Origin of the sequence: Streptomyces griseoloalbus (genome assembly GCA_014650015.1) — a bacterium.
GTDB lineage: Bacteria > Actinomycetota > Actinomycetes > Streptomycetales > Streptomycetaceae > Streptomyces > Streptomyces griseoloalbus.
In genome coordinates this window covers 81,372-105,764 of the sequence record BMUD01000001.1, presented here as the reverse complement: position 1 = coordinate 105,764, position 24,393 = coordinate 81,372, and the positions used below count along the sequence as shown (strand labels likewise).

Genomic DNA, 24,393 nt, shown 5'->3' with positions numbered 1-24,393 from the left:
GGGGTGTTGGCACAAACCGGCCCGCTGGGACGGCCCGCCGTCCGGCACGCGGATCCCATTTCGTCAGAGTGACGAAATGGGGGTACCATCCCTGCCATGAACACAGCGGACCTTGGGCTGCCGGTGGACGTTCCCTCGACGGCACTCTTCACGGACCAGTACGAGCTGACGATGCTGCGCGCCGCGCTGAAGGCCGGTACGGCCGGGCGGCGCAGCGTGTTCGAGGTCTTCACCCGGCGGCTGCCCGACGGCCGCCGCTACGGCGTGGTGGCCGGCACCGGGCGGGTGCTGGACGCGGTGGAGAACTTCCGCTTCGACCCGGGCGTCCTCGGGTTCCTGCGGGAGAAGAACATCGTGGACGGTCGGACGCTGGACTGGCTGGCCGGTTACCGCTTCTCCGGTGACATCTGGGGCTATCCCGAGGGCGAGGTGTACTTCCCGGGCTCGCCGATCATGCGGGTCGAGGGCACCTTCGCGGAGTGCGTGCTGCTGGAGACGGTGATCCTGTCGATCCTCAACCACGACTCGGCGATCGCCGCCGCGGCCTCCCGGATGTCGTCCGCCGCCGGTGACCGGCCGCTGATCGAGATGGGCGCCCGGCGCACCCACGAGCTGGCCGCGGTGGCCGCCTCGCGGGCCGCCTACGTCGGCGGCTTCGCCTCCACCTCCGACCTGGCGGCCGGCTTCCGCTACAACATCCCGACCGTGGGCACCTCCGCCCACGCCTTCACCCTGCTCCACGACAGCGAGCGGGACGCCTTCCGGGCCCAGGTGGACTCCCTCGGCGGCGGTACGACGTTGCTCGTGGACACCTATGACGTGGCCGAGGCGGTCCGTACGGCCGTCGAGGTCGCCGGGCCGGAACTGGGCGCCGTGCGGATCGACTCCGGCGACCTGCTGCTGGTGGCGCACCGGGTGCGGCAGCAGCTGGACGAGCTGGGCGCCACCGGCACGAAGATCATCGTGACCTCGGACCTGGACGAGTACGCGATCGCCTCGCTGGCCGCGGCGCCCGTGGACGCGTACGGGGTGGGGACCCAGCTGGTGACCGGCTCCGGGCACCCGACGGCCTCCATGGTCTACAAGCTGGTCGCCCGTGCCGCGTCCGCCGACCCGAAGGCCCCGCTGGTGCCGGTGGCGAAGAAGTCCACCGGCGGCAAGACCTCCGTCGGCGGCCGCAAGTGGGCGGCGCGGCGGCTGGACGAGTACGGCGTCGCCGAGGCCGAGGTGGTCGGCACCGGACAGGTGCCCGCCGAGCTGGCCGACCGGCAGCTGCTGGTGCCGCTGGTCAAGGGCGGCGAGGTGATCGCCCGCGAGCCGCTGGACACGGTCCGCGACCGGCACGCGGCGGCCCGCGCGGGCCTGCCGTTGTCGGCTACGCAGCTCTCCCGTGGGGAACCCGTCCTTCCGACGGAGTACGCGCACGGGCCGTCGGGTAGCTGAAGCAGCGTGCCGCCCGTCGGGCGTGCCCCCGTGTACGCCGGACGGGGCTCCCCGTACGCCCGGGCGGGCTCCCCCGTACGCGGGCCGGGGCTTCCGCCCGCCCTGCCGTGCCCCTGTCCGCGCTGTCCCCGATTCAATAGGCTCGGAGGTTCACCGGCCGGGCCCGCCCCCATCCCGACCCCGACCCCTTAGTCGAAGGACACCGACCATGCGCCGCGCACTGATCGTCGTTGACGTGCAGAACGACTTCTGCGAGGGGGGCAGCCTCGCCGTGGCCGGCGGTGCCGACGTGGCCGCCGCCATCACCGAGCTGATCGGCCAGGCCCCGGCCGGCTACCGCCATGTGGTGGCCACCCGGGACCACCACATCGCCCCCGGCGGGCACTTCGCCGACAACCCCGACTACGTCCGCTCGTGGCCCGCGCACTGCGTCGCCGGGACCGAGGGCGTCGGCTTCCACCCGAACTTCGCCCCCGCGGTCACCTCCGGCGCGATCGACGCCGTCTTCGACAAGGGGGCGTACGCGGCGGCGTACAGCGGGTTCGAGGGGAGCGACGAGAACGGCACGCCCCTGGCCGAGTGGCTGCGGGCCCGGGAGATCGACGAGGTGGACGTGGTGGGCATCGCCACCGACCACTGTGTGCGGGCCACCGCGCTGGACGCCGCCCGTGAGGGCTTCCGCACCCAGGTGCTGCTCGACCTCACCGCCGGGGTGGCCCGGGAGACCACCGAGAGGGCGCTCGAGGAGCTGCGGGAAGCGGGGGTGGAGCTGTCGGGCAAGCCGCTCGTGCAGTGACCCGTGCCGCGGGGCGGCGGGGCCCGGTGCCGGCTCGCGGCGCCGTGCCGGTGCCGTCCCGAGGGGGCACGACTGCCCGCGACCGCCTCGCGCCCTAGGTTCGCGTGGGGGGTCGCAGCAGGGCTCTGATCGGGTGCCAGAGTTCCACCGTCAGGTCGGAGCCGGTCAGGACGCCGTGGTCGGGTGCCGTGCGCCATATGAGGCCGTCGGGGTGGTGCAGTACCGCGGTGATCTCGTCGGGGGTCGGCGGGGCGGCGTTGCCCCGCAGGTAGACCGACCGCAGCCCCAGATTGCGCAGCCTGGTCAGGGCGCGCGCCCGGTTCTGGGCGTGGACGAGGAAGCGGACGCCGGCCGGTGCGTCGGCGGCGGGACTGGGCAGGTTCAGTGCCACCACCACCGTGCCGTTCGGCAGCTTGCAGAAACCTCCTGCGGCCATGCGGTCATACCCCCGTGTCAGCCGGTGTCGTAACAGGTGTCAATAAGAGAGCCACAGGGGCACCTAAACACGGATCGGCGGTGACCCGCCAGGGGGTCACCGCCGATCATGTGTTGACCTGCGAAGATGCTATTTACCTGCCTGCGGGGCCGACCTCGAGCTCGATCGTCGAGCCGTCCTTGGCCTCCTTGAGGATCTTGATCTTCGTGTTGGTGTCAGTGATCTTGACACCGCCGGTCGGGTTCGACGCGTCGTAGTAGGTGCTGGTGCGGTCGTTGAAGACCGACACGCCCTTCGACGACGGGATCCACGTCGCCGCGTCCGCCTTGTGCAGCGTCATGCCGTCGGTGCGGTACAGGCTGAACGGCGAGTCGTAGGCCTGGACGCGGTTGCGCATCAGCGTGCCGTCGGACCACTTCAGCGCGGTCGGGTGGGAGTCGACCGGCAGGACCAGACCGGTGCCCGGGTGCTGGCTGGTGTTGTTGTCCGCCTGGGAGGTGTCCCACTTCCAGATCAGCAGACCGTTCTGGTAGGCGTAGTGCTCCACCCAGTCCGGACGGCTGTTCGCGAAACCGAAGTTGTACGGGCCCGTCTTCAGCGTCTTGTCGTACGACACGTACTGCCGGTTCTCGGCGATGTAGTACTGCGCGTAGTCCTTGGTGAAGGACGCGCCGACGCGGGAGAAGCCGGTGGCCGTCCAGGCGGCGTCGGCGCTCTCGGCGTTGTCGGAGAAGAGCGGCGCGCCGTCCGCCGTCACCGTGATCCCGTCGGCCGTGAAGCCCTTGAGGGCCACGCCGCCGTCGGTCTGGTAGCGGAAGCGGAGGTCGACCTTCTGGCCGGCGTAGGCGTCGAGGGAGTACGCGAACTTCTCGTACCCGTCGATCGTGCCGTGCAGGGCCGGCTTGTCGGCGGCGTCGCGGGGGATCGGCTGCCCGTCCACCGTGCCGTCGACGGCGGTCCAGTTGGCGCCGCCATCGGTCGACACCTCGGTGTAGAGGTAGTCGTAGTCGGCCTCGATGTCGTACCAGCCGTCGAAGGTCAGCTCGGCCTTCGCCTTGCCGGTGAGGTCCACCGAACGGGTCAGCGTGTTCTTGAGGTTGTCACCGCTGCCGCTCCACCACTGGGTGCTGCCCTCGGCCGGCGGGACGATCTCGGTGGTGACGGCCTTCTTCGGCAGCGTCACGACCAGCGCCTGCTTGTGCTTGGTGTTGTACTCGGCGACGCCCAGCTTGTGCCAGGAGTCGACGCCCGCCTTGGCCGTGTCGTAATTGAGCCAGCCGAGCTGGAGCTTGTCCCAGGCGGTCATGTCGCCGGGCAGGTCACCGATCTCGTTCCTGCCGGTGCCGAGCCAGGAACCGGAGGACATCAGCGTCCAGAAGCCGGTGGAGTTCTCGCCGCCGGCGGTGTCGTAGTGGTCCGGCAGACCGAGGTCGTGGCCGTACTCGTGGGCGAAGACGCCGAGTCCGCCGTTCTCCGGCTGGACGGTGTAGTCGCCGACCCAGATGCCGGTGGAGCCGATCTGCGTACCACCGAGCTTGTTCTGCTCGGGGCCGGTGGCGCCGGCGTCGGTGCCGAAGGCGTACCAGCGGTGGGCCCAGATCGCGTCCTCGCCCTGGGCGCCGCCGCCCGCGGACTCGTCCTCGCCGGCGTGCACGATCTGGAAGTGGTCGATGTAGCCGTCGGGCTCGTTGAAGTCGCCGTCGCCGTCGAAGTCGTAGCGGTCCCACTCGTCGAACCGGGCCGCGTCCGCCTTGATCTGGGCGTCGGTCCTCCCCGCTGCCTTCTGTTGGGAGACCCACGCGTTCAGGCCGTCGCTGACCACGTTCCACACGCTGGGGCAGTTGGTGGCGCCGCAGGCGTTGTTGCCGTAACGGGCCTCGTTGTAGGGGACCTTGACCCAGTCGGAGACCTCGCCCTCGACCGAGTAGCGGCCGGAGGACTGCTTCTCGTAGTACGTCTTGACCGAGTCGGCGCCCTTGCCGGAGCCGAAGTACAGGTCCTCGAAGTGCTGCTGGTCGTAGTCCTCCTGCCAGGCCGTGGAATTGTCCTTCTCACGGTCCGGCTCGGCTATCTGGTTGTGCAGCGGGCCGGGGGTGCCGCCGTAACGGCTGTCGATCTGGTCCCCGAACTCGACCAGGATCGTGAAAATCTTGTCGGTCTTCTCGCGGCCGAGCTCGACGTACTTGCTGTCGCCCTTCTTGCTCTTGAGCTGGACGACCTTCGAACCGTCGCGGTTCTTGACCGAGGTCTTACCGGAGATGACCTGGTTGAGGGCTTCCTCGCGCTGGGCCTCCTGCGTCTTGGTGAGCGGGCCCTCGAGGTCGTGATCGACGTGGTGGTGGTCCGCCGGGTCGTGCCGGTCCACGGCGCCGGGACGATCGGCCTTGTCAGCCGTGTCGGCCTGGGCCACGGTGAACGCAGAGCAGGTGGCGGTGACCGCCGCGAAGGCCACGCCTATCGCGGCCGCTCTGAACGTCCAGGGTCTACTGGTCACTTGAGATCCCCTCCCGCGTGCGTACGCGCGGACAAGGGAGGTTCCGGTAATGGAAGGATCCCGCGCGTACCTGATCAACGCGTGTAGTCAAGTGACGACATTTGACTAGAGGTTCGCCAGAAAAAACAGCCCTTGACTTGGACTGTTCAACTGCACTATGCGGAGTCGGCGTTCGCTTACCGGACACATCCGTGCGAACCCGGGCGGGCGCGTACAACCGTCCACGTGGTGGACGCCATGACTCCGTGCGCCCCCTGTGCACCGGCCCTGTCGGTTAGGTCACGCTTACCGTCCGTTCCGCTCGGGCACGCTCGCGATTAGAGTCGCTTGGTGGAACGCCCTTGAGCCGGTGGAAAGCCAGGCCGACAGCCCCCGACTTCCGAGGACACGATGGCCATGCCCCGTCCGACTGTCGCTCAGCTCGTTTACGGTTCGTGCACCGTGATCTTGTCGACTCTCGCCATGCTGCTGCTGTCCGGCACAAGTTCGGGCGTCGGTGTCACGGTCGTCGCCCTCGCGGCGCTCGCCCTGGGACTGCTGGTGGCCATGGCGGTCCCGGTCACCGGGTCCAGGCGGCCCGTCGCGGTGGAACGGCCCACGCCCCCGGAGCCCGTACGAGCCACCCTTCCCGCCCCGGCCCGCGAGCCGGTGCGGGAGCGGGCGGCGTCCTGACACCCGGCCGGTCCCCCCGGTTCCGCGTCACCTGGTGCTGACCACCACGGTCTTGGCCGCCTTGTCGTGCAGGCCCTGCTTGTAGGGCCGGTCGAAGAAGCTCCAGCCACCCGCGATCGCGGTCCACACGCAGGCGCAGCAGAACGCGAAGGGCAGCCACAGCACGGCGGCGCGGATCAGCGCGGTCTGCATGGCGGGGTTCGCGCCGTTGCCGAGGTTGGCCACCCGCATGCCCAGCCACTTCTTGCCCAGGGTCTGGCCGGAGCGGACGGTCATCAAGGTGTCGTAGGCGATGTAGAGCACGGCGGCGATGACGGACTGCCCGAAGGAGTTGCCGACGTTGATCCGGTCGCCGTCGACGTCGTACTCGCTGACCCCGAACGGCCAGGTGAGCAGCCAGACGACGATGCCGACGAGGATCATGTCGATGATGCGGGCGAGCGTGCGCCGGCCGCTGTCGGCGAGCGGGGGCATGCCGGCGCGGGGATCGGTGGGGCCGGGGGTGCCTCCGTAGGGACCGCCGCCGCCGGCGCCGTAGGGGCCGCCGGGGGTGTCGTACGGAGAGCCGGACCCCGGTGCTCCGGGGCCGCCCTGCGGCGGGTGCTTCTTGAACGGGTCGTCGTCCGGCGGCTGCTGACCGGAGCCGGGGGGCGGGTCGGTGGTCATGTCCCCGAGTCGATCGCGAACCCTCCGGCCCCGCATCCGGCGAGCGGCCGTCCGGAGTACCGGTCGTACGGGTGGTACGTACGGGTGCTGCTCCGGGTCAGCCGGCGGCGACGAAGGTGTGCGCCGCCTTGTCGTGCCAGCACTGGCGCCAGGGCTTGTCGAACAGGCACCACAGGACGCCGACGACCCCGACGACGAGCAGCCCGGGGATGCTGTAGACCAGCCAGCGGCGCAGGGCCGGGCCGAACTCCGGCGCCTCGTGGCCCTCGATGTCCCGCACCTCCAGGCCCAGCAGCTTCTTGCCCAGGGTGCGGCCCCACTTGACGGTGGGCAGCACCTCGTAGAGGACGCCGGCGAGGAGGAGGACGGCGAGGACGATGCCGAGGTGGACCGAGGTGGTGCCGTCGAGCAGCCAGACCGTGACGGTCTCCCCGGACAGCTTGGCCGCGTCGATCTTCGCCTCGATGTGGTCCATCGCCTTGATGCCCAGCGGTACACCCGCCACGGCGGTGACGGCGCCCAGGACGACGGTGTCCAGCAGCCGGGCGGCCAGCCGCTTCCCGAGCGCGGCGGGGCGGGCCTCGGCCTGTCGCCGGGCGGCGGCCTGGAACACGTCCTCGACCGGCGGCTTCCACGGCACGACCGGCGGCTCGCCACCGTCGGCGAGCCGGTGCACCTGCTGCGCCCAGGAGGACTGGCCACCGCCGGGACCGCTCGTCAGGGGCGCGGCGGGGGGAACCACGGGAGCGGCAGCGGCGGGTCGGGCCGGGCCGGTCGTCTGCGGGGGCACGGCCGGGGCGGCCTGCTGCGGCCCGGACGGCGCCGTGGCCGCTGCGGCGGCACGATCGGCGGCGGCCTTCCCCGCCCCGAACCCGGGCCGGCCGGAGGCGGAGTCCTGGCCCGCGCCCTGCTCCCGGCTGCGCGGGGTGACGGCGCGGAAGGTCATGGTGCCCTCGTCGGCGGGGGCTCCGCCGGAGGCGTCGGGCGCGTGCCGGGGCTCGGTCGTCGGCCGGCGGAACATGAAGGTGTCGCCCGCATCGGCCGCGGCCGGGGCGTCCGTACCCGCGGACCCGGTCTCCGGTGCGGACGGCGCGGACCGCGCCGACGCGTGCGGCACCCTCGGGTCGGCCCCCCAGGAGACCTTGCGGTCCTGTTCTCCGCCGAAGCCGGACTGGCGGGAGCGGTCGGCGCCCCAGGCCGAGGCCGGTTCGGGCCGGCTGCCGTGCTGCGACTCGGCCGACGACGGGGCCGCGGAGGCCGACGGGGACGACGGGGACGACGGGGACGACGGGGCCGGGGAGGGTGCGTCGGCCGGGTCCTCGTCGAAGAAGTGCGGGCCGGTCTCCTCCACGGACGGCCGGGCCGGGCCCACGCCGGGCGGCGGCGCGAGCGACTCGCCCTCCTTGGGCGCCGGACGGCTCGTGCCCGGTACCCAGGAGGCACCGTTCCAGTACCGGACATATCCAGGAATGGACGGGTCCGGGTAATACCCTTCGCGGGGCGTGTCGTCGCCGGGGGCCGGGGTTGGGGCGCTCATGTCCGTCGTCCCGTATCTGCTCGAGGGGTGGGTCGGGGGGCTCCACATCTATCAGACGAGCGGGGACCTGACCGCCCGTCCGACCGGACCCCACTCCTTTCGGGCACCTTATGTTCAGAAGAGCTTGCCCGGGTTCAGAAGGTCCAGCGGATCGAAGGCCTGTTTGACGGCGCGCTGCATCTCCAGCCCCACCGGGCCGAGCTCGCGCGCCAGCCACTCCTTCTTCAGCACGCCCACGCCGTGCTCACCGGTGATGGTGCCGCCGAGCTCCAGGCCGAGCGCCATGATCTCGTCGAAGGACTCGCGGGCCCGCCGGGACTCCTCGGGGTCCTGCGCGTCGAAGCAGACCGTCGGGTGGGTGTTGCCGTCGCCCGCGTGGGCGACGACGCCGATGGTGAGCCGGTACTTCTCGGAGATCCGCTCGACGCCGTCGATGAGCTCGCCGAGCCGGGAGCGGGGCACGCACACGTCGTCGATCATCGTGGTGCCCTTGACCGCTTCGAGCGCGACCAGGGCCATCCGTCGTGCCTGGAGCAGCAGTTCGGACTCGGCGGCGTCCTCGGCCGGCACGACCCGGGTGGCGCCGGCGGCCTCGCACAGCGCGCCGACGGCGGCGAGGTCGGCGGCGGGGTCGGTGGTGTCGAAGGCGGCGAGCAGCAGCGCCTCGGTGGACTCCGGCAGGCCCATGCGGGCCATGTCGTTGACGGCCTTGACCGTCGTACGGTCCATGAGTTCCAGGAGGGAGGGGACGTGGCCGCCGGCCATGACGCGGCAGACGGCGTCGCAGGCGGCGGCGCCGGAGGCGAACTCCGCGGCCAGCACCAGCTGCTCGGGCGGCTTGGGCCTGAGGGCGAGGACGGCGCGGACGACGATGCCGAGGGAGCCCTCGGAGCCGACGAACAGCCGGGTCAGGTCGTATCCGGCGACGCCCTTGGCGGTGCGGCGGCCGGTGGACATCAGGCGGCCGTCGGCGAGGACGACGTCCAGTCCGAGGACGTACTCGGCCGTCACCCCGTACTTCACGCAGCACAGCCCGCCCGACGCGGTGCCGATGTTGCCGCCGATGGTGCACATCTCCCAGCTGGAGGGGTCGGGCGGGTAGGAGAGGCCGTGTTCGCCGACGGCTCGGGAGAGGGTGGCGTTGATGACGCCGGGTTCGACGACGGCGATCCGGTCGACCGGGCTGATCTCCAGGATGCGGTCCATCTTGGTCAGGGAGAGCACGATGCAGCCGTCGGTGGCGTTCGCGGCACCGGACAGGCCGGTGCGGGCGCCCTGGGGGACGACGGGGACACGGAGCTCGGTGGCGGTGCGCATGACGTGCTGGACCTGTTCGACCGTGCGCGGCAGGACGACCACCGCGGGGCGGCCGGCCGGGCAGAAGCTCGCCATGTCGTTGGCGTAGGAGGCCGTGATGTCGGGGTCGGTCAGGACCGCCTCGGCGGGCAGGCCACCGAGCAGCCGGTCGACGAGAGGGCCGGCCGCCACCGTGTCTTCATCGCGTCGCGCTTCGATACGGCTCATGATCACAGAGTGGCACCCGGGGCCATCGGTGTGAACCCCACGTAGGCAGCCGCCTCACCCCGGAGTGTGATCATCGTACGGACGTGGGGTGTGACGCACAGTGTGCGCCATGGACGACAAGCCATGTGGGCCCCGGAAGCGGGTGAGGCACCGGACGCTGCTCGCCTCGGTCGCCGGATGCGCGGTGCTGGGCGGGGTGCTGGTGCTGCTGCCCTGGGGGCAGGAGGAGCCGCCCGCGCCGGATCCGGCGGCGCGGGCGCTGGCGGCCGTCACCAGCGGGGTGCCGGCCGCGCTGCCCGATCTGGAGGCGCTGGTCGAGGAGCGCGAGCGGCATCTGACGAAGCACCCGAGGGACGCCCGGGCCTGGGCGGTGCTCGGCTCGGCCCGGGTGGAGCAGGGGCTGCGGCTGGCGGACCCGGCGTACTGGTCGCGGGCGGAGAAGGCGCTGCGCACCTCGCTGAAGGTGCGGCCCGAGGGCAACGCCCCGGCGCTGCGGGGGCTGGCGGTGCTGGCGAACGCCCGCCGGGACTTCGCCGAGGCCCGCACCTGGGGCGAGGCGGCGCGGAAGCTGGAACCGAAGCGGTGGACGACGTATCCGCCGCTGATCGAGGCGGCCACGGGGCTCGGTGACCACGAGGAGACGGCGAAGCTGCTGGAACGGCTGACCGGGCTGCGTGACGGGCCGGCCGTGATGGCGCGGGCGGCGGCCGTGTACCGGGACCGGGGCTGGCGGGAGGACGCGGCGGCCAAGCTGGCCGACGCGGTGTCCGCCACCGGGGAGCCGGCCGAGCGGGCGGCGTATCTGGAGCGGGCCGGGCAGCTCGCCTGGGAGCGCGGCGACCGCGAGGACGCGCTGCGGCACTTCGAGGAGGCGGTGCGGATCGACCCCGACCAGCGGGCGGCGCAGGCCGGTCAGGGCAGGGCGCTGGCGGCGCTGGGCCGGATGACGGAGGCGCTGGGCGTGTACCGGGTGGCGCTGGCCAAGCAGCCCCGGCCCGAGTACGCGCTGGAGCTGGGCGAGCTGTACGAGTCGCTGGGGCTGCGGCAGGCCGCCGGGGTGCAGTACGGCCTGCTGCGGGATCGGGTACGGCTGGCCGCCGCGCACGGGGCCGACGAGGAGCTGGTGCTCGGCCGCTTCGAGGCGGACCACGGGGACGCGCGGGCGGCGGTGCGGCGGCTGCGGGCGGAGTGGAAGCGGCAGCCGTCGACGGGGGTGGCGGACGCGTTGGGGTGGGCGTTGCACCGGGTGGGGCGGTCGGAGGAGGCGCTGCGGTTCGCGGTACGGGCGACGGAGGGGACGCGGGGCGGTGGGGTGCGGAGCGCGCTGTACGTGTTCCACCGGGGGATGATCGAGAAGGAGGTGGAGCGGTACGGGGCGGCGCGGCGGCATCTGCGGGAGGCGTTGCAGATCAATCCGTACTTCTGTCCGCTGCGGGTGCCGCGGGCGAAGGCGGCGCTGGCCCGCCTGGGGGAACCGTCCGTCCAGGCGGGGCCGGGGTCTTCCTGAGGCTCGGCGCGTGTCCGGGGTGTCCCGCGTGTGACGCCGGGGGGTCTGTTACGCGGCCCGACGCCCGCGGGGTGCCGTCGCGCCCGCCCGTGCCGCGCCGGCGGCACGACGGCCCGCCGTGACGGTGGCGCGGCTGCCCCCGGTGGGCGCGGCACGGCTGTCGTCGCGGGCGCGGCACGGCTGTCGCGGTCGCGGGTGTTACAGGTTGCCGCGCTTGGCCTGTTCGCGCTCGATGGCCTCGAAGAGCGCCTTGAAGTTGCCCTTGCCGAAGCCCATCGAGCCGTGACGTTCGATGAGCTCGAAGAAGACGGTCGGGCGGTCCTGGACCGGCTTGGTGAAGATCTGCAGCAGATAGCCGTCCTCGTCGCGGTCGACGAGGATCTTCAGCTCGCGCAGCGTCTCGACCGGCACCCGGGTCTCACCGGCCCACTCGCCGAGCGTGTCGTAGTACGAGTCGGGGGTGTCCAGGAACTGCACACCGGACGCGCGCATCTGGCGGACCGTCTGCACGATGTCGTTGGTGTTGAGCGCGATGTGCTGGACGCCGGCGCCGCCGTAGAACTCCAGGTACTCGTCGATCTGGGACTTCTTCTTGGCGATGGCGGGCTCGTTGATCGGGAACTTGACCTTCAGCGTCCCGTCCGCCACCACCTTCGACATCAGCGCGCTGTACTCGGTGGCGATGTCGTCGCCCACGAACTCCTTCATGTTCGTGAAGCCCATGACCTTGTTGTAGAACGCGACCCACTCGTTCATCCGGCCGAGCTCGACGTTGCCGACGCAGTGGTCGACGGCCTGGAAGGTGCGCTGGGCCGGCGGTTCGACGATCGGGTCGGCGGCCACGTAGCCGGGCAGGTAGGGACCGTCGTAGCCGGTGCGCTCGACCAGGGTGTGACGGGTCTTGCCGTAGGTGGCGATCGCGGCCAGGACGACGGTGCCGTGCTCGTCCTTCAGCTCGTACGGCTCGGCGACCGAGCGGGCACCGTGCTCGATGGCGTAGGCGTACGCGGCACGCGCGTCCGGGACCTCGATGGCGAGGTCGACGACGCCGTCGCCGTGCGCGGCCACGTGCTCGGTGAGGAAGGTGCCCCACGCGGTGGCCGGCTTGATCACCGAGGTGAAGACGAAACGGGCGGAGCCGTTCTCCAGGACGTAGCTCGCGGTCTCGCGGCTGCCGTTCTCCGGTCCGGAGTAGGCGACCAGCTTCATGCCGAAGGCGGTGGAGTAGTAGTGCGCCGCCTGCTTGGCGTTGCCCACGGCGAAGACGACCGCGTCCATTCCCTTGACCGGGAAGGGGTCGGCCTGCCGGGCGGTCGATGCGGGAGTGTGGTGTGTGGTCTGCGTCATAGTTGCAGGGTGGGCCAGCCCTGCAAGGTGCGCAATAGTTCGCCTGATCACTGGGCAACATGTGCAGGCGTACGCCCGTACAGGCGGGCTTTGTGTACAGGATGACCATCGGGGAGGCCGACATGGCGATCGATCATCTGGACGGGCGGATCATCCTGCTGCTCGCGCGGGAGCCGAGGATCGGGGTGCTGGAGATGTCCCGGCGGCTCGGGGTGGCGCGCGGCACCGCGCAGGCCCGGCTGGACCGGCTTCAGTCGAACGGAGTCATCCGCGGATTCGGTCCCCAGGTGGATCCGGCGGCCCTCGGCTACCCGGTCACGGCGTTCGCCACGCTGCAGATCCGGCAGGGTCAAGGAGCCGACGTACGGGCCCACTTGGCGACCGTGCCGGAGGTACTGGAGCTGCACACCACCACCGGCACCGGGGACATGCTGTGCCGGCTGGTGGCGCGCTCCAACGCCGATCTCCAGCGGGTGATCGACCGCGTCGTCGGTTTTGATGGCATCGTCCGGGCCTCCACGGCGATCGTCATGGAGAACCCCGTTCCGCTGCGGATCATCCCGCTGGTGGAGCAGGCGTCGCTCGGCGAGTGACCCGACCTGGCCGAGCTGGGGTGAGCTGATGTGAACTTCTGGGAGTACCTGGGCAACCGCCATCAGCAGCTGCTCACCGACGCGTTCCAGCACGCCAGCGTCGTCTTCCAGTGCATGGTGGTGGCGACCGTGCTGGGCGTGCTGATCGGGGTGGCCACCTACCGCAGCGAGTGGGCGGGCAACCTCGCCACCCTCACCACCGCGACCCTGCTGACCATTCCGGCGCTGGCCATGATCGGTCTGCTGATCCCGATCGTGGGCCTCGGGGTGCCGCCGACGGTGATCGCGCTGACGCTGTACGGGCTGCTGCCGATCGTACGGAACGCGATCGTGGGGCTGCGCGGGGTCGATCCGTCGCTGGTGGACGCGGCCAAGGGGATCGGCATGTCGCCCGTGGCCCGGCTGGCACGGGTGGAGCTGCCGCTCGCCTGGCCGCCGATCCTGACCGGCATCCGGGTCTCCACGCAGATGCTGATGGGCATCGCCGCCATCGCCGCCTTCGCCTCCGGCCCCGGCCTCGGCAACCTGATCTTCCGTGGGATCGCCTCGCTGGGCAGCAAGAACGCGCTCAACCAGGTCCTCGCGGGCACCCTCGGGATCATCGTCCTGGCCCTGTTGTTCGACGCCGCGTACGTCCTGATCGGGCGGCTGACCATTCCCAGGGGGATTCGTGGCTGACACACCGGGGAGCCCGCAGACACCACAGACACCACTGACGCCGCAGACCTCCGAGACGACGTCCCGGTCGGTCGGGGCGGCCATCGAGCTGGAGGGCCTGACCAAGCGGTATCCGGGCGGTGCGCTGCCGGCCGTCGACAACGTCAGCATGGACATCCGGGCGGGCGAGACGGTGATCCTCGTCGGCCCGTCGGGCTGCGGTAAGTCCACCACGCTGAAGATGATCAACCGGCTGATCGAGCCGACGGGCGGCCGGATCCGCATCGGCGGCGAGGACGTCACCCACATGGACCCGGTGCGGCTGCGCCGCACGATCGGCTACGCGATCCAGGCCAGCGGACTGTTCCCGCACATGACCGTGGCGCAGAACATCGCGCTGGTGCCGAAGATGCTGCGCTGGCCGGCGGCCCGTGTGCGGGCCCGGGTGGAGGAGATGCTGGACCTGGTCGGACTGGATCCCGGCGAGTTCCACGGCCGCTATCCGCGTCAGCTGTCCGGTGGCCAGCAGCAGCGGGTGGGCGTGGCGCGGGCGCTCGCGGCGGATCCGCCGGTGCTGTTGATGGACGAGCCGTTCGGCGCGGTCGACCCGATCACCCGGGACCACCTCCAGGACGAGCTGATCCGTCTCCAGCGCGAGCTGCACAAGACGATCGTCTTCGTCACCCACGACTTCGACGAGGCGATCAAGATCGGCGACCGGATCGCGGTGCTGCGCGAGCGCTCCCACATCGCCCAGTTCGACACCCCGGAGGCGATCCTCACCAACCCCGCCGACGACTTCGTGTCGGGCTTCGTGGGCGCCGGGGCGGCACTGAAGCGGCTCAACCTCACCCGGGTGCGGGACGTGGAGATCACCGACTACCCGACGGTGACCGTCGACGACCCGCTCCAGCACATCTTCAACCGGCTCCGTTCCAGCGGCACCAACGAGATCCTGCTCCTCGACAAGCAGGGCCGCCCCTACAAGTGGCTGCGGCGCGGCGACATGATGCGCGCCAAGGGCTCGCTGGCCCGCGCGGGCACGCTGGTCCACGACACGGTGACCCGGGACGCGACACTGCGGGACGCGCTGGAGGCGGTGCTCACCGACAACACGGGCCGGGTCGCGGTCACCGGGCGGCGCGGCGCGTACGAGGGCGTCGTCGACGTGGAGACGCTGATGAACTCCGTGCACGAACTGCTGGAGGCCGACCGGCTGGAGGCGCGGGAGGCCCAGCACGGGCTGGAGGAGCAGCGGGCCGCGCAGACGCACGCCGAGCAGGAGGGCTTCGGAGGCGCCGGAGGCCTCGGAGGGGAGGCGAAGGCGTGAGGACCTCTTCCGGCCGGCGGCCCGACGGCGAGCACGAGGTGAAGGGGCACGCGTTCCGGGACGAGGGCGCGGACCCCGACGGGAGGGACGCCGCTCCCCCGCCGCCGCCGTCGGGGCCGCCCCGGGTGACCTGGCAGAAGCTGACGTTCCTGCCGACGGTGCTGATCGCCGTACTGCTCGCGACCTGGCTGTGGTTCGAGCAGGCCGACCTGGACGCGCTGACCCGGAACGCCCTGTCGGACGGCCAGGTGTCCAAGGCGCTGTGGCAGCACATCCAGCTCACCGCCATCTCGACGTTCTTCGTGCTGATCATCGCGATCCCGCTGGGCATCCTGCTGACCCGGGGCATGTTCCGCAGGGCCATGCCGGCCGCGATGGTGTTCGCCAACATGGGGCAGGCCACCCCGGCGATCGGTCTGCTGGCGCTGCTGGTGATCTGGCTGGGCATCGGCCGCAGGGCCGCCCTGATCGGCATCATCGCCTACGCCGTCCTGCCGGTGCTGGCCAACACCATCGCCGGCCTGAAGGCCAACGACCCGATGCTGCTGGAGGCGGCGCGCGGCATCGGCATGTCCCCGCTGGGCGTGCTGACCCGGGTGGAGCTGCCGCTGGCCGTCCCGCTCATCCTCGCCGGTGTGCGCACCGCGCTCGTGCTGAACGTCGGCACGGCGACCCTGGCGACCTTCGGCGGTGGCGGCGGGCTCGGCGTCCTGATCACCACCGGGATCACCAGCCAGCGCATGCCGGTGCTGGTGGTGGGCTCCATCCTGACCGTCGCCCTCGCGCTGCTGGTGGACTGGCTGGCCTCGCTGGCGGAACTGCTGATGCGGCCGCGCGGCCTGGAGGCGGGCCCATGAGACGTCCGGGACGGCGTATGTGTCCGCTCCTCGCCGCGGCCCTGCTGGTGGCGGCCTCCGGCTGCGGACTGACCAGCGGCTCCCCCATGGTCGACGACGTGGAGCCGGGCTCGATCGGCAAGGGCAAGCCCCTGGAGGGCGCGAAGCTCACCGTCACGTCCAAGGAGTTCACCGAGCAGCTCATCCTCGGCGCGATCATGGGCATCGCCTTCGAGGCGGCCGGCGCGGACGTCGTCGACCGGACCGGCATCCAGGGGTCCGTCGGCTCCCGGGAGGCGGTCGTCAAGGGCGAGGCGGACGCCGGGTTCGAGTACACGGGCACGGCCTGGATCACGTACCAGGGCAACAGCGAGCCGATCACCGATCCGCGCGAGCAGTGGGAGGCGGTGCGCGAGGCGGACGCGAAGAACGGGGTGATCTGGCTGGAGCCGTCGGCCCTGAACAACACCTACGCCCTCGCCATGAACCAGGCGAACTACGAGAAGTACCGCACGCGGACCCTCTCCGACGTGGCGGCGCTGGCGAAGTCCGACCCGGGTGCGGTGACGCTGTGCGTGGAGGGCGAGTTCGCCAACCGCGCGGACGGACTGCCGGGCATGGAGAAGGCGTACGGCATGAACCTCCCGGCGCGCAACGTCACGCAGATGGACACCGGCATCATCTACACCCAGGCGGCGAAGGGCGCCTGCACCTACGGCGAGGTCTTCACCACCGACGGGCGCATCAAGTCCATGAACCTGGTGGTGATGGAGGACGACAGGAAGTTCTTCCCCAACTACAACGCGGCGCCCACGGTCAACGCCGACACCTTCGAGGAGTGGCCGGCCATCGCCGACGTCCTCGACCCGGTCACGGCGAAGCTGAACAACGAGGTGGCGCAGGACCTCAACGCCAGGGTGGACGTCGACGGGGAGGACCCGCACGAGGTGGCACTGGACTGGATGGTGGAGGAAGGGTTCGTCAAGGAGCGGTAGCCGCCGGGGCCTGTCCGACCGTTCCCGCCGTCGCACGCGGACGACGATGGCCGGACAGCTCAGCAGCTGGGAACCTTGCCGGTGCCCTTCTCCAGGGACACCAGCGCGTCGACGGCGCCCTCGAGGGTGGTGACCGGGATCAGCCGCAGTCCCTCGGGGAGTTCCACCCGGGCGTCGGAGCACTCGGCCTCGGGGACGAGGAAGACGGTGGCGCCGTCCCGCTCGGCCGCCTGCGTCTTCAGGGGGACGCCGCCGACCGCTCCGACGGTGCCGTCCGCGGCGATCGTGCCCGTACCGGCGACGACCCGGCCGCCGGTGAGGTCGCCGCCGTCGCCGTCGCCGTCCAGTTTGTCGACGATGCCGAGGGAGAACAGCAGTCCGGCGCTGGGGCCGCCGACGTCGGCGAGCTCCAGATCGACCTCGATGTCCTCGTCCTCGCGCTTCAGATATCCGAGCGCGGCCCGGGTCGCCTCGTCCTGGGACTCCTTCATCTGCTTCCGGTTGTACCGCTCGATCTCCCGGACGGTGTCGCCGCTGGGGTAGACCGATTCGCGGGGCATGACCGCCTGGTCGGTGCGGAACCAGCTGTCGATCACGTCCGCGAGACCGACGCGGGTGTCCGGGGAGGTCGCCTCGATGGTGGTCATCCGCAGCTGCCCGCTGGTCTCCCGCACGGGAGCCCCGGAGATCGTGATGACCTGCGCCCCCTTGTTCTCCCCGAGCACATCGGCCGTCAACCCGGGCTGCGCCACGGAAAACGGCAGCGGCGCGAACACGGCCGTGGCCAGCAGGGCGACGGCGGGAGCGGCGCAGACGGCGAGGACTTGGGGACGCGTGAGGCGAGAGAGCACGGGGTCAATCTAACGCGACTCGGCTGCGGGCAGCCGTGCCGCAGGGGCCCACCGACGCGCCCGCGGGCGGTCGTGCCTCCCGCAGGGGTTGAAACGGCCCGCACCCCTGGGGCGGCACGGGTGGGCGGTGGGGGTACGACCTCCGCCCGAGCGGAGACGAGAGCGGGGAGGCACCCGGCGAACGCCGGCGGCGGAACCCGCCCCCGGCCCACCGCGGCTCAGCGCAACGCCTCCGCGACCTCCCGCGCCGCGTCCAGCACCCTCGTACCGACCCGCTCCGGGACGACGTCCGCCAGCATGACGACACCCACGCTGCCCTCCACCCCCGTGACCCCCAGCAGCGGCGCGGCCGCCCCGCACGCCCCGGCCTCCAGCTCCCCGTGCGTCAGCGTGTACCCGGGATCATCCGCGGCCTGCTGCCGAGCGGCGAGAATCGCCTTCCCCGCGGCCCCCCGGTCCAGCGGATGCCGGAACCCCGCCCGGTACGCGACGTGATAGTCCGTCCACGACGGCTCCACCACGGCCACGGCCAGCGCCTCCGCCCCGTCCACCAACGTCAGATGCGCGGTGGCACCGATGTCCTCCGCCAGCGACCGCAACGCCGGCATCGCCGCCTCGCGTACCAGCGGATGCACCTGTCGGCCCAGCCTCAGCACGCCGAGCCCGACCCGGGCCCGTCCGCCCAGATCACGGCGTACCAGGGCGTGCTGCTCCAGTGTGGCGAGCAACCGGTATACGACGGTCCGGTTCACGCCCAGTTTGTGGGAAAGCTCGGTGACGGTCAGCCCATGGTCCGTGTCGGCCAGCAGCTTGAGGACACGCAGTCCCCTGTCGAGCGTCTGAGAGGTCTCCGCGGTCACGACGCCCACTCCTTAGTGGTGAGGTCGGCGGCCCCCTCGCGGCAGATGCGTCACCGAGTCCCGTCGGTCACGCGCTTCAGAGGCCGCCGATCGGCCGGCGGCCCGGCGGTGTCCCGGGCACAGTCGCTTCACGGCTGCGCTCCGCGGCGGCGCTGCCACGGGGCGTGTGCGTAGCGGGGACAGTAGCGAGCCGGTTCGGTGAGCGGAAGGCTCCGTCCAGAATCCGGGCACCGTGTCGGCAAAGTGGTTCCGTTTGCCCCGGTACGTACTCGACCCCCTGGCGCAGCGGACGCCACCCGGGTCAGCGCATGCGCGTGGCCCACTCCTGCACCTTGGCGATCCGCTGGCGCAGCTGCCCCGCCGTGGCCTCGGCCGCGGGCGGGCCACCGCAGACCCGGCGCAGCTCGGTGTGGATCACGCCGTGCGGCTTGCCGCTCTGATGGACGTACGCGCCGACCATGGTGTTGAGCCGCTTGCGCAGCTCCATCATCTCCTTGTGGGAGACCACCGGCCGCCGTTCGGCGGGCAGTTCGAGGAGGTCGGCCTCCTCGTCCGGCTTCTTGCGGCTGTGCGCGATCTGCCGGGCCTGCCGCTTCTGCAGCAGCAGTTGCACCTGGTCGGGTTCGAGGAGGCCCGGGATGCCGAGGTAGTCCTGCTCCTCCGCGCTGCCGGGGTGGGCCTGCATGCCGAACTCGGCGCCGTTGTACATCACCCGGTCGAAGACGGCGTCGGACTCCAGCGCCTCGAAGGGCAGCATGTCCTGCTCGCCGGTGTCCTCGTCCTGCTCCCGGTTCGCCTCCTCCATCTCCTTCTCGGACTCGGCGTACGGGTCCTCCTCGCCGCCCTTCTTGGGCTTGTCGAGGACGTGGTCGCGCTCGCGCTCCATCTCGTTGGCGAAGGAGAGCAGGTCCGGGACGGTCGGCAGGAACACGGACGCGGTCTCGCCGCGCCGCCGGGACCGTACGAAACGGCCGACGGCCTGGGCGAAGAACAGCGGGGTGGAGATGGTGGTGGCGTACACGCCGACCGCGAGGCGCGGTACGTCGACGCCCTCGGACACCATGCGGACGGCGACCATCCAGCGGTCGTCGCTCCCGCTGAAGTCGTCGATCCGCTGGGACGCGCCGGTGTCGTCGGACAGCACGAGGGTGGCCTTGTGGCCGGTGATGTCGCGGATGAGCTTGGCGTAGGCGCGGGCGGACTCCTGGTCGGAGGCGATGACCAGGGCGCCGGCGTCCGGGATGGCCTTGCGGACCTCGGTGAGCCGCTGGTCGGCGGCGCGCAGCACGGACGGCATCCACTCGCCGCGCGGATCGAGGGCGGTGCGCCAGGCCTGGCTGATCGCGTCCTTGGTCATGGGCTCGCCGAGGCGGGCCTCGATCTCGTCGCCGGCCTTGGTGCGCCAGCGCATGTTGCCGCTGTACGACATGAAGATGACCGGACGGACGACGTTGTCGGCGAGCGCGGAGCCGTACCCGTAGGTGTAGTCGGCCGCCGACCGCCGGATCCCGTCGTCGCCCTCCTCGTAGGTGACGAAGGGGATGGGGTTGGTGTCGGACCGGAACGGCGTACCGGTGAGCGCGAGCCTGCGGGTGGCCGGCTCGAACGCCTCCAGACAGGCCTCGCCCCAGGACTTGGAGTCACCGGCGTGGTGGATCTCGTCGAGGATGACGAGGGTCTTGCGCTGCTCGACACGGTTGCGGTGCAGCATGGGACGGACCCCGACACCGGCGTACGTCACGGCGACGCCGTCGTACTCCTTGCCGAGCGGGCCCGCGCTGTACTCGGGGTCGAGCTTGATGCCTATCCGCGCGGCGGCCTCCGCCCACTGCTTCTTCAGATGCTCGGTGGGCGCGACGACGGTCACCTGCTGCACGACATGGTGGTGCAGCAGCCATGAGGCCAGCGTCAGCGCGAAGGTCGTCTTGCCGGCGCCGGGCGTGGCGACCGCCAGGAAGTCACGGGGCTGCGCCTGGATGTATTTCTCCATCGCCCCCTGCTGCCAGGCGCGCAGCTTGCCGGCGGTACCCCAGGGGGCACGCCCGGGAAAGGCCGGGGACAGGTGGTGCGAGGCGGAGCTGGCGGTGGTAGTCACGGTCTCCGTGGGGGGGTCGAGCGGCTCGGCCGCATAGGACAACCGGGCCACCCTACCGATGGCCGGGTGGTGCCCATGCCCCTACGCGGCCGCGCCACCCGGGGGTGGGACCCACATCACAACCGCCTCAGCCGCTTGGCGATCCCCCTCACGTCCCTCCCCCTCCCGGAGGCCAGGTCGACGACCAGCGTGTACGCCGTCTCCTGGTCGACGCCGCCGGGGCCGACGCCGTTCACCGCGGGGAAGGTGGGGTGGCCGGCCGGGCGGTGCGCGACACGTTCACCGCTCATTGTCGCCGTACCCGCGTCGCCACCCACGCCCCCGCCAGGGCCACCGCCGCCATCGGCAGGAACACCGCGGCGAAGGCGGCCGGGTGGGAGCCGGTGGCGTGCGTGGCGGTATGGCTCACCGTGCCGCCGCCGAGGGCCGCGAAGGCGGCGCCTCCGGCGGCCAGGAGGATGACGTTGGACAGGCCGTCGGAGATCTGGAGGGCGGCGGAGTTGGTGCCGGCCTCCTCGGGGGCGGAGAGCTGGAGCAGCAGCACGCTGGTGGAGGAGATCACCAGGCCCATGCCGAGGCAGCCGAAGCCCCAGGCAACCGCGACGGTCCAGACGGGCACCGTGTCGATCAGCACGCTGGGAGCCACCGCGATGGACGCCGCGACCAGCAGCATCCCGAGGGTCATCAGCCGCTCCCGGTACGGTTCCAGCCGGGGCCGCGACTGCACCCAGGAGCCCAGTGCCCAGGTCCCGCCGCCCGCCGCGAGCGAGAACCCGGCGAGGGTCGGGCTGAGCCCCCGCTGGGTGACCAGCATCAGCGGGACGAAGGACTCCGCCGCGATGAAGGAGCCCGCGGCGACCCCGCGCAGCAGCACCACCGCGGGCAGTCCGCGCGCCGCCCGGTAGGTGCCGTGCGGGAGCAGTCCCAGCACGGCGGGGACGAGCAGCGCCACGCCGGCCGCGCCCGGCAGCAGGGACAGCCAGCGCAGGTCCTGGGCGGCGTACTGGATCAGCCCCGCGCCGAAGGAGATCGCCAGGGCGAGCCGGATGCGGCGGCCGTCGAAGGAGGCGGGAGCGTCCCCGCCGTCGCGCACCGGGCCGGACGCCAGCCGCCGAATCCGCGGCAGCGCGAGCGCCAGCGGGAACACCACCAGCGCCGGTATCCCGAGGAACACCCAGCGCCAGCCGATGTGCTCCGTGACCGCGCCGGAGGCGAGCGGGCCGACGATCGACGGGATCACCCAGCTCGCGGCGAACGCCGCCATGATCGCGGGCCGCAGCCGCTCCGGGTAGGCCCGGCCGACGATGACGTAGAGCGCGACGATCACCAGCCCGCCGCCGAGCCCCTGCACGGCCCGCCCCAGGATGAACAGCCACATCGCGCCCGCCGTCCCGGCGAGCAGCAGCCCGGCGGCGAAGGAGGCGATGCCCCAGGCCAGCGGCCCGAGCGGGCCGTGCCGGTCCGCCCACTGGCCGGAGAGCACCATGCCGAACAGGCTGGTCGTGAAGTACCCGGAGAACGCGAACGCGTACAGCGACACCCCGTCCAGCTCCCGCGCGGCCACGGGCATCGCCGTACCGACCGCGGTCGCCTCGAAGGCGATCAGCAGCACCACGGAGACGACCCCGATGCTCAGTGCCCGGTAGGGGCGGCTCAGCACGGTCTCGTCGGGGGCGGCGGCCGGGGAAGCGACGTCGGCGGTCTCGGCGACACCGGTGTCGCGCGGGTTCGGGGCGGTCATGCTCGCCAGCGTAAGGGCCACGGCGCGGTGTGACCCCTGTCGGGGGGCGGGGAGGGCCCCGGACCTTGGTCGTAGGACCGGGGCCCGCCGCCGCCCGCCGTTCGTGAACGGCGTATGGCAGTCGCGTTGCGGCACCCGGCATGTCCTTGAGTGCCGTCTCCCCGGCGGCTTACGGTCGGTGCACCGGTTCACAACGGCGAGGCGCCGCACGGCACTTCGCTTCCGACACGGCCGTGTGCCCGAGTGGCCCAGGGACTCGCCTGCAAAGCGAGGTACGCGGGTTCGAATCCCGCCACGGCCTCCAGTGCCCCGATGACGCGGAGCGAGAGGGCGGCACCCCTTGGGGGCGTCCGCCCTCATCGGTCGCCCGCGGTCGGGGGACGGCCGGTCGCCGGCCCGCGGAGCGGGGCCGTCGGTCGGGCAGAACATCACCCGGGTGACGTTGCAGCCGGTCCGGGCGGTCACCGGGTTCGGCGCCGGGCCGTCGTCGATGCGGGACCCGCGGTCGGGTGTGGCGGTGACGGTGACCGTCGTGGCGACCTCGGGGCTCGCGGTGCGGGTGCCGGTCGGGGCCGGCCGCGGTTCCCCGGTTCCGTACGGGTCCCACGCCGACTGGTGGCGGTCGGTCCCGGCGGGCCGGCTGGTTCAGAGCACCCCGCCCGCCTCGTCCTGGAAGAGTTCCGTCCAGTAGTGCCAGTCCGCGTCGGCGGTGGTGCCCGTCGGGTCGATGGACGACAGGACCTGAATCATCGTCAGGGCCAACTGGTCGTAGGTGTCGGAGGTCAGCGCGTGGCCCGACTCCTCGTCGATGGTGTGCTCGCGGTGAAGCAGCCAGAGGGTGAAGGCGAGGGTGGAGACGTCCGTGTTGAGGGGGTGCAGGACGCGGTCCGCCTCGCTCCAGCTGAGGACCGCGCCCGTGGTGCCGTCGACGACCAGGGCGGTGTCCTCGACCAGGGACCCGAGGCGTATCAAGTGCTCCGCCCGGACGGGGAGGCGGCCGGCGGGGGGCTCGCCCTCGTGTTCGCCGGCGTAGTACTCCGCGAGGGTGCGCAGCGGCAGGTCGGTGTCCAGGTGGAACAGGAAGCCGTCCTCCGGCAGGCCCGTCTCGCGCAGGAAGCGGCGGGTCGGCTCGTGCGTGAGCGTCGCGGGGAAGTCGACCTCCTCGAAGCGGACCACGCCGCCCCGGCCGAACTCCTGGTCCAGCAGGCGGACGGGAAGGTCCAGGGCCAGCCCCGAGGCCGTGCCGGGGCCCGCCACCAGGGCCAGGGGGCGGATCAGCGCGGCCATCTTCCAGAACGGCGCCGGCTCGCCGTCCGCGCCGTCCTCGAACACCGCGAGCAGCTGCCGGGACGCCTGCGCGACGGCCTTGGTGCCGTAGCGGCCCGCGTAGTCGGCGAACTGGCCGCGCAGGCCCGCCAGTTCGTCCGTCGCGGCGGCGAACCGCACCAGGGTCGGCAGGGACGGGGCCAGCGGCCGGCAGTCCATCAGGTCAGGGCGGTCGTGGAAGAAGTACGTCGTCGAGACCTCGCCGGTCGCCCCGTCGAGCAGCACCGACTCCGTGTCCAGACCGGCCGGGCCCAGCAGCCCGCCGATGACCAGCTGGTCCCGCAGCTCCGCGGAGAGCCGGTCGCCGGGGTCGCCCGTCGCGTCGGCCACGGTGCGCGTGCCGCCCGGCCGCGCCAGCTCCCCGAAGCCGAACAGGACGCTGCCGGACGGCAGTCCGGGGCCGGCCAGCCAGCGGCGCGTGGACGCGTGCGTGATGCGGAGATCGAGGTCGACGTCGGTGAGTGTGATCGCCGCTGCGGCAACGGTGTCGGTCGTGCTCATGATTCCCCCGCGATACGTGTGCTCTGTCCCGGGCCCGCGAACGCCCCGCCCCGGGCAGGACGGCCCATGCCCCTCGGGCCCGGCAGCCGTCCCCCACCACTCGCAACACTACGCGCCACCACTGACAACGCCCCCGGACCGAGGGCGGCGACGACGGAGCCGGCGCCCCTGCCACGGAAGACGCTC

General features: G+C 72.0%; 22 protein-coding genes and 1 tRNA gene. 11 read left to right on the top strand and 12 right to left on the bottom strand.

Annotated elements, in window-relative coordinates:
- The first annotated feature begins 96 nt into the window (after positions 1-96).
- Together IE178_RS00430 and IE178_RS00425 are read left to right on the top strand one after the other, a co-directional pair.
- Positions 97-1,443: a nicotinate phosphoribosyltransferase gene (locus tag IE178_RS00430; RefSeq protein ID WP_184760360.1), complete on the top strand. Its 1,347-nt coding sequence runs from the start codon at positions 97-99 to the stop codon at positions 1,441-1,443.
- Positions 1,444-1,651: 208 nt separating this feature from the next.
- On the top strand, positions 1,652-2,239 hold the full coding sequence (locus tag IE178_RS00425) for a nicotinamidase (RefSeq protein WP_184760359.1): 588 nt from the start codon (positions 1,652-1,654) through the stop codon (positions 2,237-2,239).
- A 94-nt stretch (positions 2,240-2,333) separates the two neighbouring features.
- On the opposite strand, the gene IE178_RS00420 is transcribed toward IE178_RS00425, so the two are convergent.
- Together IE178_RS00420 and IE178_RS00415 are read right to left on the bottom strand one after the other, a co-directional pair.
- Positions 2,334-2,675 carry a hypothetical protein gene (locus tag IE178_RS00420; RefSeq protein WP_184760358.1) on the bottom strand — a complete coding sequence of 114 codons (342 nt, stop codon included), beginning with the start codon at positions 2,673-2,675 and terminating at the stop codon, positions 2,334-2,336.
- A 133-nt stretch (positions 2,676-2,808) separates the two neighbouring features.
- Positions 2,809-5,169, bottom strand: coding sequence for an immune inhibitor A domain-containing protein (locus tag IE178_RS00415; RefSeq protein ID WP_193510865.1), 2,361 nt, complete (start codon positions 5,167-5,169; stop codon positions 2,809-2,811).
- A gap of 390 nt (positions 5,170-5,559) precedes the next feature.
- Here IE178_RS00415 and IE178_RS00410 point away from each other — a divergent pair, with 390 nt between their 5' ends.
- Entirely contained in the window at positions 5,560-5,841 is a 282-nt protein-coding gene (locus IE178_RS00410; protein WP_184760356.1) for a hypothetical protein, read from the top strand.
- 27 nt (positions 5,842-5,868) lie between these two features.
- Here IE178_RS00410 and IE178_RS00405 read toward each other — a convergent pair whose 3' ends face one another.
- The 3 genes from IE178_RS00405 to IE178_RS00395 all read right to left on the bottom strand — a co-directional run bounded on the left by IE178_RS00405 (position 5,869) and on the right by IE178_RS00395 (position 9,574).
- A complete protein-coding gene (locus IE178_RS00405; protein WP_193510864.1) occupies positions 5,869-6,507 on the bottom strand; it encodes an RDD family protein in 639 nt (212 codons plus the stop codon).
- Positions 6,508-6,604: 97 nt separating this feature from the next.
- Positions 6,605-8,044, bottom strand: a complete 1,440-nt coding sequence (locus IE178_RS00400) for an RDD family protein (RefSeq protein WP_193510863.1) — start codon at positions 8,042-8,044, stop codon at positions 6,605-6,607.
- A 114-nt stretch (positions 8,045-8,158) separates the two neighbouring features.
- The gene (locus IE178_RS00395) at positions 8,159-9,574 is read right to left on the bottom strand and encodes an FAD-binding oxidoreductase (protein WP_193510862.1); all 1,416 of its coding nucleotides are present in this window, start codon (positions 9,572-9,574) and stop codon (positions 8,159-8,161) included.
- A 103-nt stretch (positions 9,575-9,677) separates the two neighbouring features.
- On the opposite strand from IE178_RS00395, the gene IE178_RS00390 reads away from it, so the two are divergent.
- Positions 9,678-11,075, top strand: coding sequence for a tetratricopeptide repeat protein (locus IE178_RS00390; RefSeq protein WP_193510861.1), 1,398 nt, complete (start codon positions 9,678-9,680; stop codon positions 11,073-11,075).
- Positions 11,076-11,273: 198 nt separating this feature from the next.
- Here IE178_RS00390 and hppD read toward each other — a convergent pair whose 3' ends face one another.
- The gene (hppD, locus tag IE178_RS00385) at positions 11,274-12,422 is read right to left on the bottom strand and encodes a 4-hydroxyphenylpyruvate dioxygenase (RefSeq protein WP_193510860.1); all 1,149 of its coding nucleotides are present in this window, start codon (positions 12,420-12,422) and stop codon (positions 11,274-11,276) included.
- A gap of 122 nt (positions 12,423-12,544) precedes the next feature.
- On the opposite strand from hppD, the gene IE178_RS00380 reads away from it, so the two are divergent.
- Genes IE178_RS00380 through IE178_RS00360 form a run of 5 tightly spaced genes read left to right on the top strand, consistent with a single transcriptional unit; the run spans position 12,545 to position 16,833 of the window.
- The gene (locus tag IE178_RS00380; protein WP_184760350.1) at positions 12,545-13,015 is read left to right on the top strand and encodes an Lrp/AsnC family transcriptional regulator; all 471 of its coding nucleotides are present in this window, start codon (positions 12,545-12,547) and stop codon (positions 13,013-13,015) included.
- Between the two features lie 30 nt (positions 13,016-13,045).
- On the top strand, positions 13,046-13,693 hold the full coding sequence (locus tag IE178_RS00375; protein WP_184760349.1) for an ABC transporter permease: 648 nt from the start codon (positions 13,046-13,048) through the stop codon (positions 13,691-13,693).
- A 34-nt stretch (positions 13,694-13,727) separates the two neighbouring features.
- A complete protein-coding gene (locus IE178_RS00370; RefSeq protein WP_184760790.1) occupies positions 13,728-15,002 on the top strand; it encodes an ABC transporter ATP-binding protein in 1,275 nt (424 codons plus the stop codon).
- Entirely contained in the window at positions 14,999-15,859 is an 861-nt protein-coding gene (locus IE178_RS00365) for an ABC transporter permease (RefSeq protein WP_193510859.1), read from the top strand. Before IE178_RS00370 ends, IE178_RS00365 begins: the two co-directional genes overlap by 4 nt.
- Positions 15,856-16,833: a glycine betaine ABC transporter substrate-binding protein gene (locus IE178_RS00360; protein WP_193510858.1), complete on the top strand. Its 978-nt coding sequence runs from the start codon at positions 15,856-15,858 to the stop codon at positions 16,831-16,833. Before IE178_RS00365 ends, IE178_RS00360 begins: the two co-directional genes overlap by 4 nt.
- 59 nt (positions 16,834-16,892) lie before the next feature.
- On the opposite strand, the gene IE178_RS00355 is transcribed toward IE178_RS00360, so the two are convergent.
- The 5 genes from IE178_RS00355 to IE178_RS00335 all read right to left on the bottom strand — a co-directional run bounded on the left by IE178_RS00355 (position 16,893) and on the right by IE178_RS00335 (position 22,380).
- A complete protein-coding gene (locus IE178_RS00355; RefSeq protein ID WP_184760346.1) occupies positions 16,893-17,684 on the bottom strand; it encodes a S16 family serine protease in 792 nt (263 codons plus the stop codon).
- Between the two features lie 218 nt (positions 17,685-17,902).
- Positions 17,903-18,544 carry an IclR family transcriptional regulator gene (locus IE178_RS00350; protein ID WP_184760345.1) on the bottom strand — a complete coding sequence of 214 codons (642 nt, stop codon included), beginning with the start codon at positions 18,542-18,544 and terminating at the stop codon, positions 17,903-17,905.
- 301 nt (positions 18,545-18,845) lie between these two features.
- Complete coding sequence (locus IE178_RS00345) at positions 18,846-20,639, bottom strand: DEAD/DEAH box helicase (RefSeq protein ID WP_193510857.1); 1,794 nt, start codon at positions 20,637-20,639, stop codon at positions 18,846-18,848.
- Positions 20,640-20,755: 116 nt separating this feature from the next.
- Positions 20,756-20,929 carry a hypothetical protein gene (locus tag IE178_RS00340; protein ID WP_193510856.1) on the bottom strand — a complete coding sequence of 58 codons (174 nt, stop codon included), beginning with the start codon at positions 20,927-20,929 and terminating at the stop codon, positions 20,756-20,758.
- On the bottom strand, positions 20,926-22,380 hold the full coding sequence (locus IE178_RS00335; protein ID WP_184760342.1) for an MFS transporter: 1,455 nt from the start codon (positions 22,378-22,380) through the stop codon (positions 20,926-20,928). Before IE178_RS00335 ends, IE178_RS00340 begins: the two co-directional genes overlap by 4 nt.
- Positions 22,381-22,609: 229 nt before the next feature.
- Here IE178_RS00335 and IE178_RS00330 point away from each other — a divergent pair.
- Positions 22,610-22,684, top strand: a tRNA-Cys gene (locus IE178_RS00330).
- A gap of 132 nt (positions 22,685-22,816) precedes the next feature.
- Positions 22,817-23,071: a hypothetical protein gene (locus tag IE178_RS00325; protein WP_193510855.1), complete on the top strand. Its 255-nt coding sequence runs from the start codon at positions 22,817-22,819 to the stop codon at positions 23,069-23,071.
- On the opposite strand, the gene IE178_RS00320 is transcribed toward IE178_RS00325, so the two are convergent.
- Positions 23,026-24,207 (bottom strand): SUKH-4 family immunity protein, encoded by a 1,182-nt coding sequence (locus IE178_RS00320; RefSeq protein ID WP_193510854.1) that lies wholly within the window; start codon positions 24,205-24,207, stop codon positions 23,026-23,028. The genes IE178_RS00325 and IE178_RS00320 overlap by 46 nt on opposite strands.
- Between the last annotated feature and the right edge of the window lie 186 nt (positions 24,208-24,393).

Coding starts and splice junctions, on each gene's coding strand:
- IE178_RS00430 (WP_184760360.1), top strand. CDS start 97: ATGAACACAGCGGACCTTGGGCTGCCGGTGGACGTTCCCTCGACGGCA.
- IE178_RS00425 (WP_184760359.1), top strand. CDS start 1,652: ATGCGCCGCGCACTGATCGTCGTTGACGTGCAGAACGACTTCTGCGAG.
- IE178_RS00420 (WP_184760358.1), bottom strand. CDS start 2,675: ATGGCCGCAGGAGGTTTCTGCAAGCTGCCGAACGGCACGGTGGTGGTG.
- IE178_RS00410 (WP_184760356.1), top strand. CDS start 5,560: ATGGCCATGCCCCGTCCGACTGTCGCTCAGCTCGTTTACGGTTCGTGC.
- IE178_RS00405 (WP_193510864.1), bottom strand. CDS start 6,507: ATGACCACCGACCCGCCCCCCGGCTCCGGTCAGCAGCCGCCGGACGAC.
- IE178_RS00400 (WP_193510863.1), bottom strand. CDS start 8,044: ATGAGCGCCCCAACCCCGGCCCCCGGCGACGACACGCCCCGCGAAGGG.
- IE178_RS00390 (WP_193510861.1), top strand. CDS start 9,678: ATGGACGACAAGCCATGTGGGCCCCGGAAGCGGGTGAGGCACCGGACG.
- hppD (WP_193510860.1), bottom strand. CDS start 12,422: ATGACGCAGACCACACACCACACTCCCGCATCGACCGCCCGGCAGGCC.
- IE178_RS00380 (WP_184760350.1), top strand. CDS start 12,545: ATGGCGATCGATCATCTGGACGGGCGGATCATCCTGCTGCTCGCGCGG.
- IE178_RS00360 (WP_193510858.1), top strand. CDS start 15,856: ATGAGACGTCCGGGACGGCGTATGTGTCCGCTCCTCGCCGCGGCCCTG.
- IE178_RS00340 (WP_193510856.1), bottom strand. CDS start 20,929: ATGAGCGGTGAACGTGTCGCGCACCGCCCGGCCGGCCACCCCACCTTC.
- IE178_RS00335 (WP_184760342.1), bottom strand. CDS start 22,380: ATGACCGCCCCGAACCCGCGCGACACCGGTGTCGCCGAGACCGCCGAC.
- IE178_RS00320 (WP_193510854.1), bottom strand. CDS start 24,207: ATGAGCACGACCGACACCGTTGCCGCAGCGGCGATCACACTCACCGAC.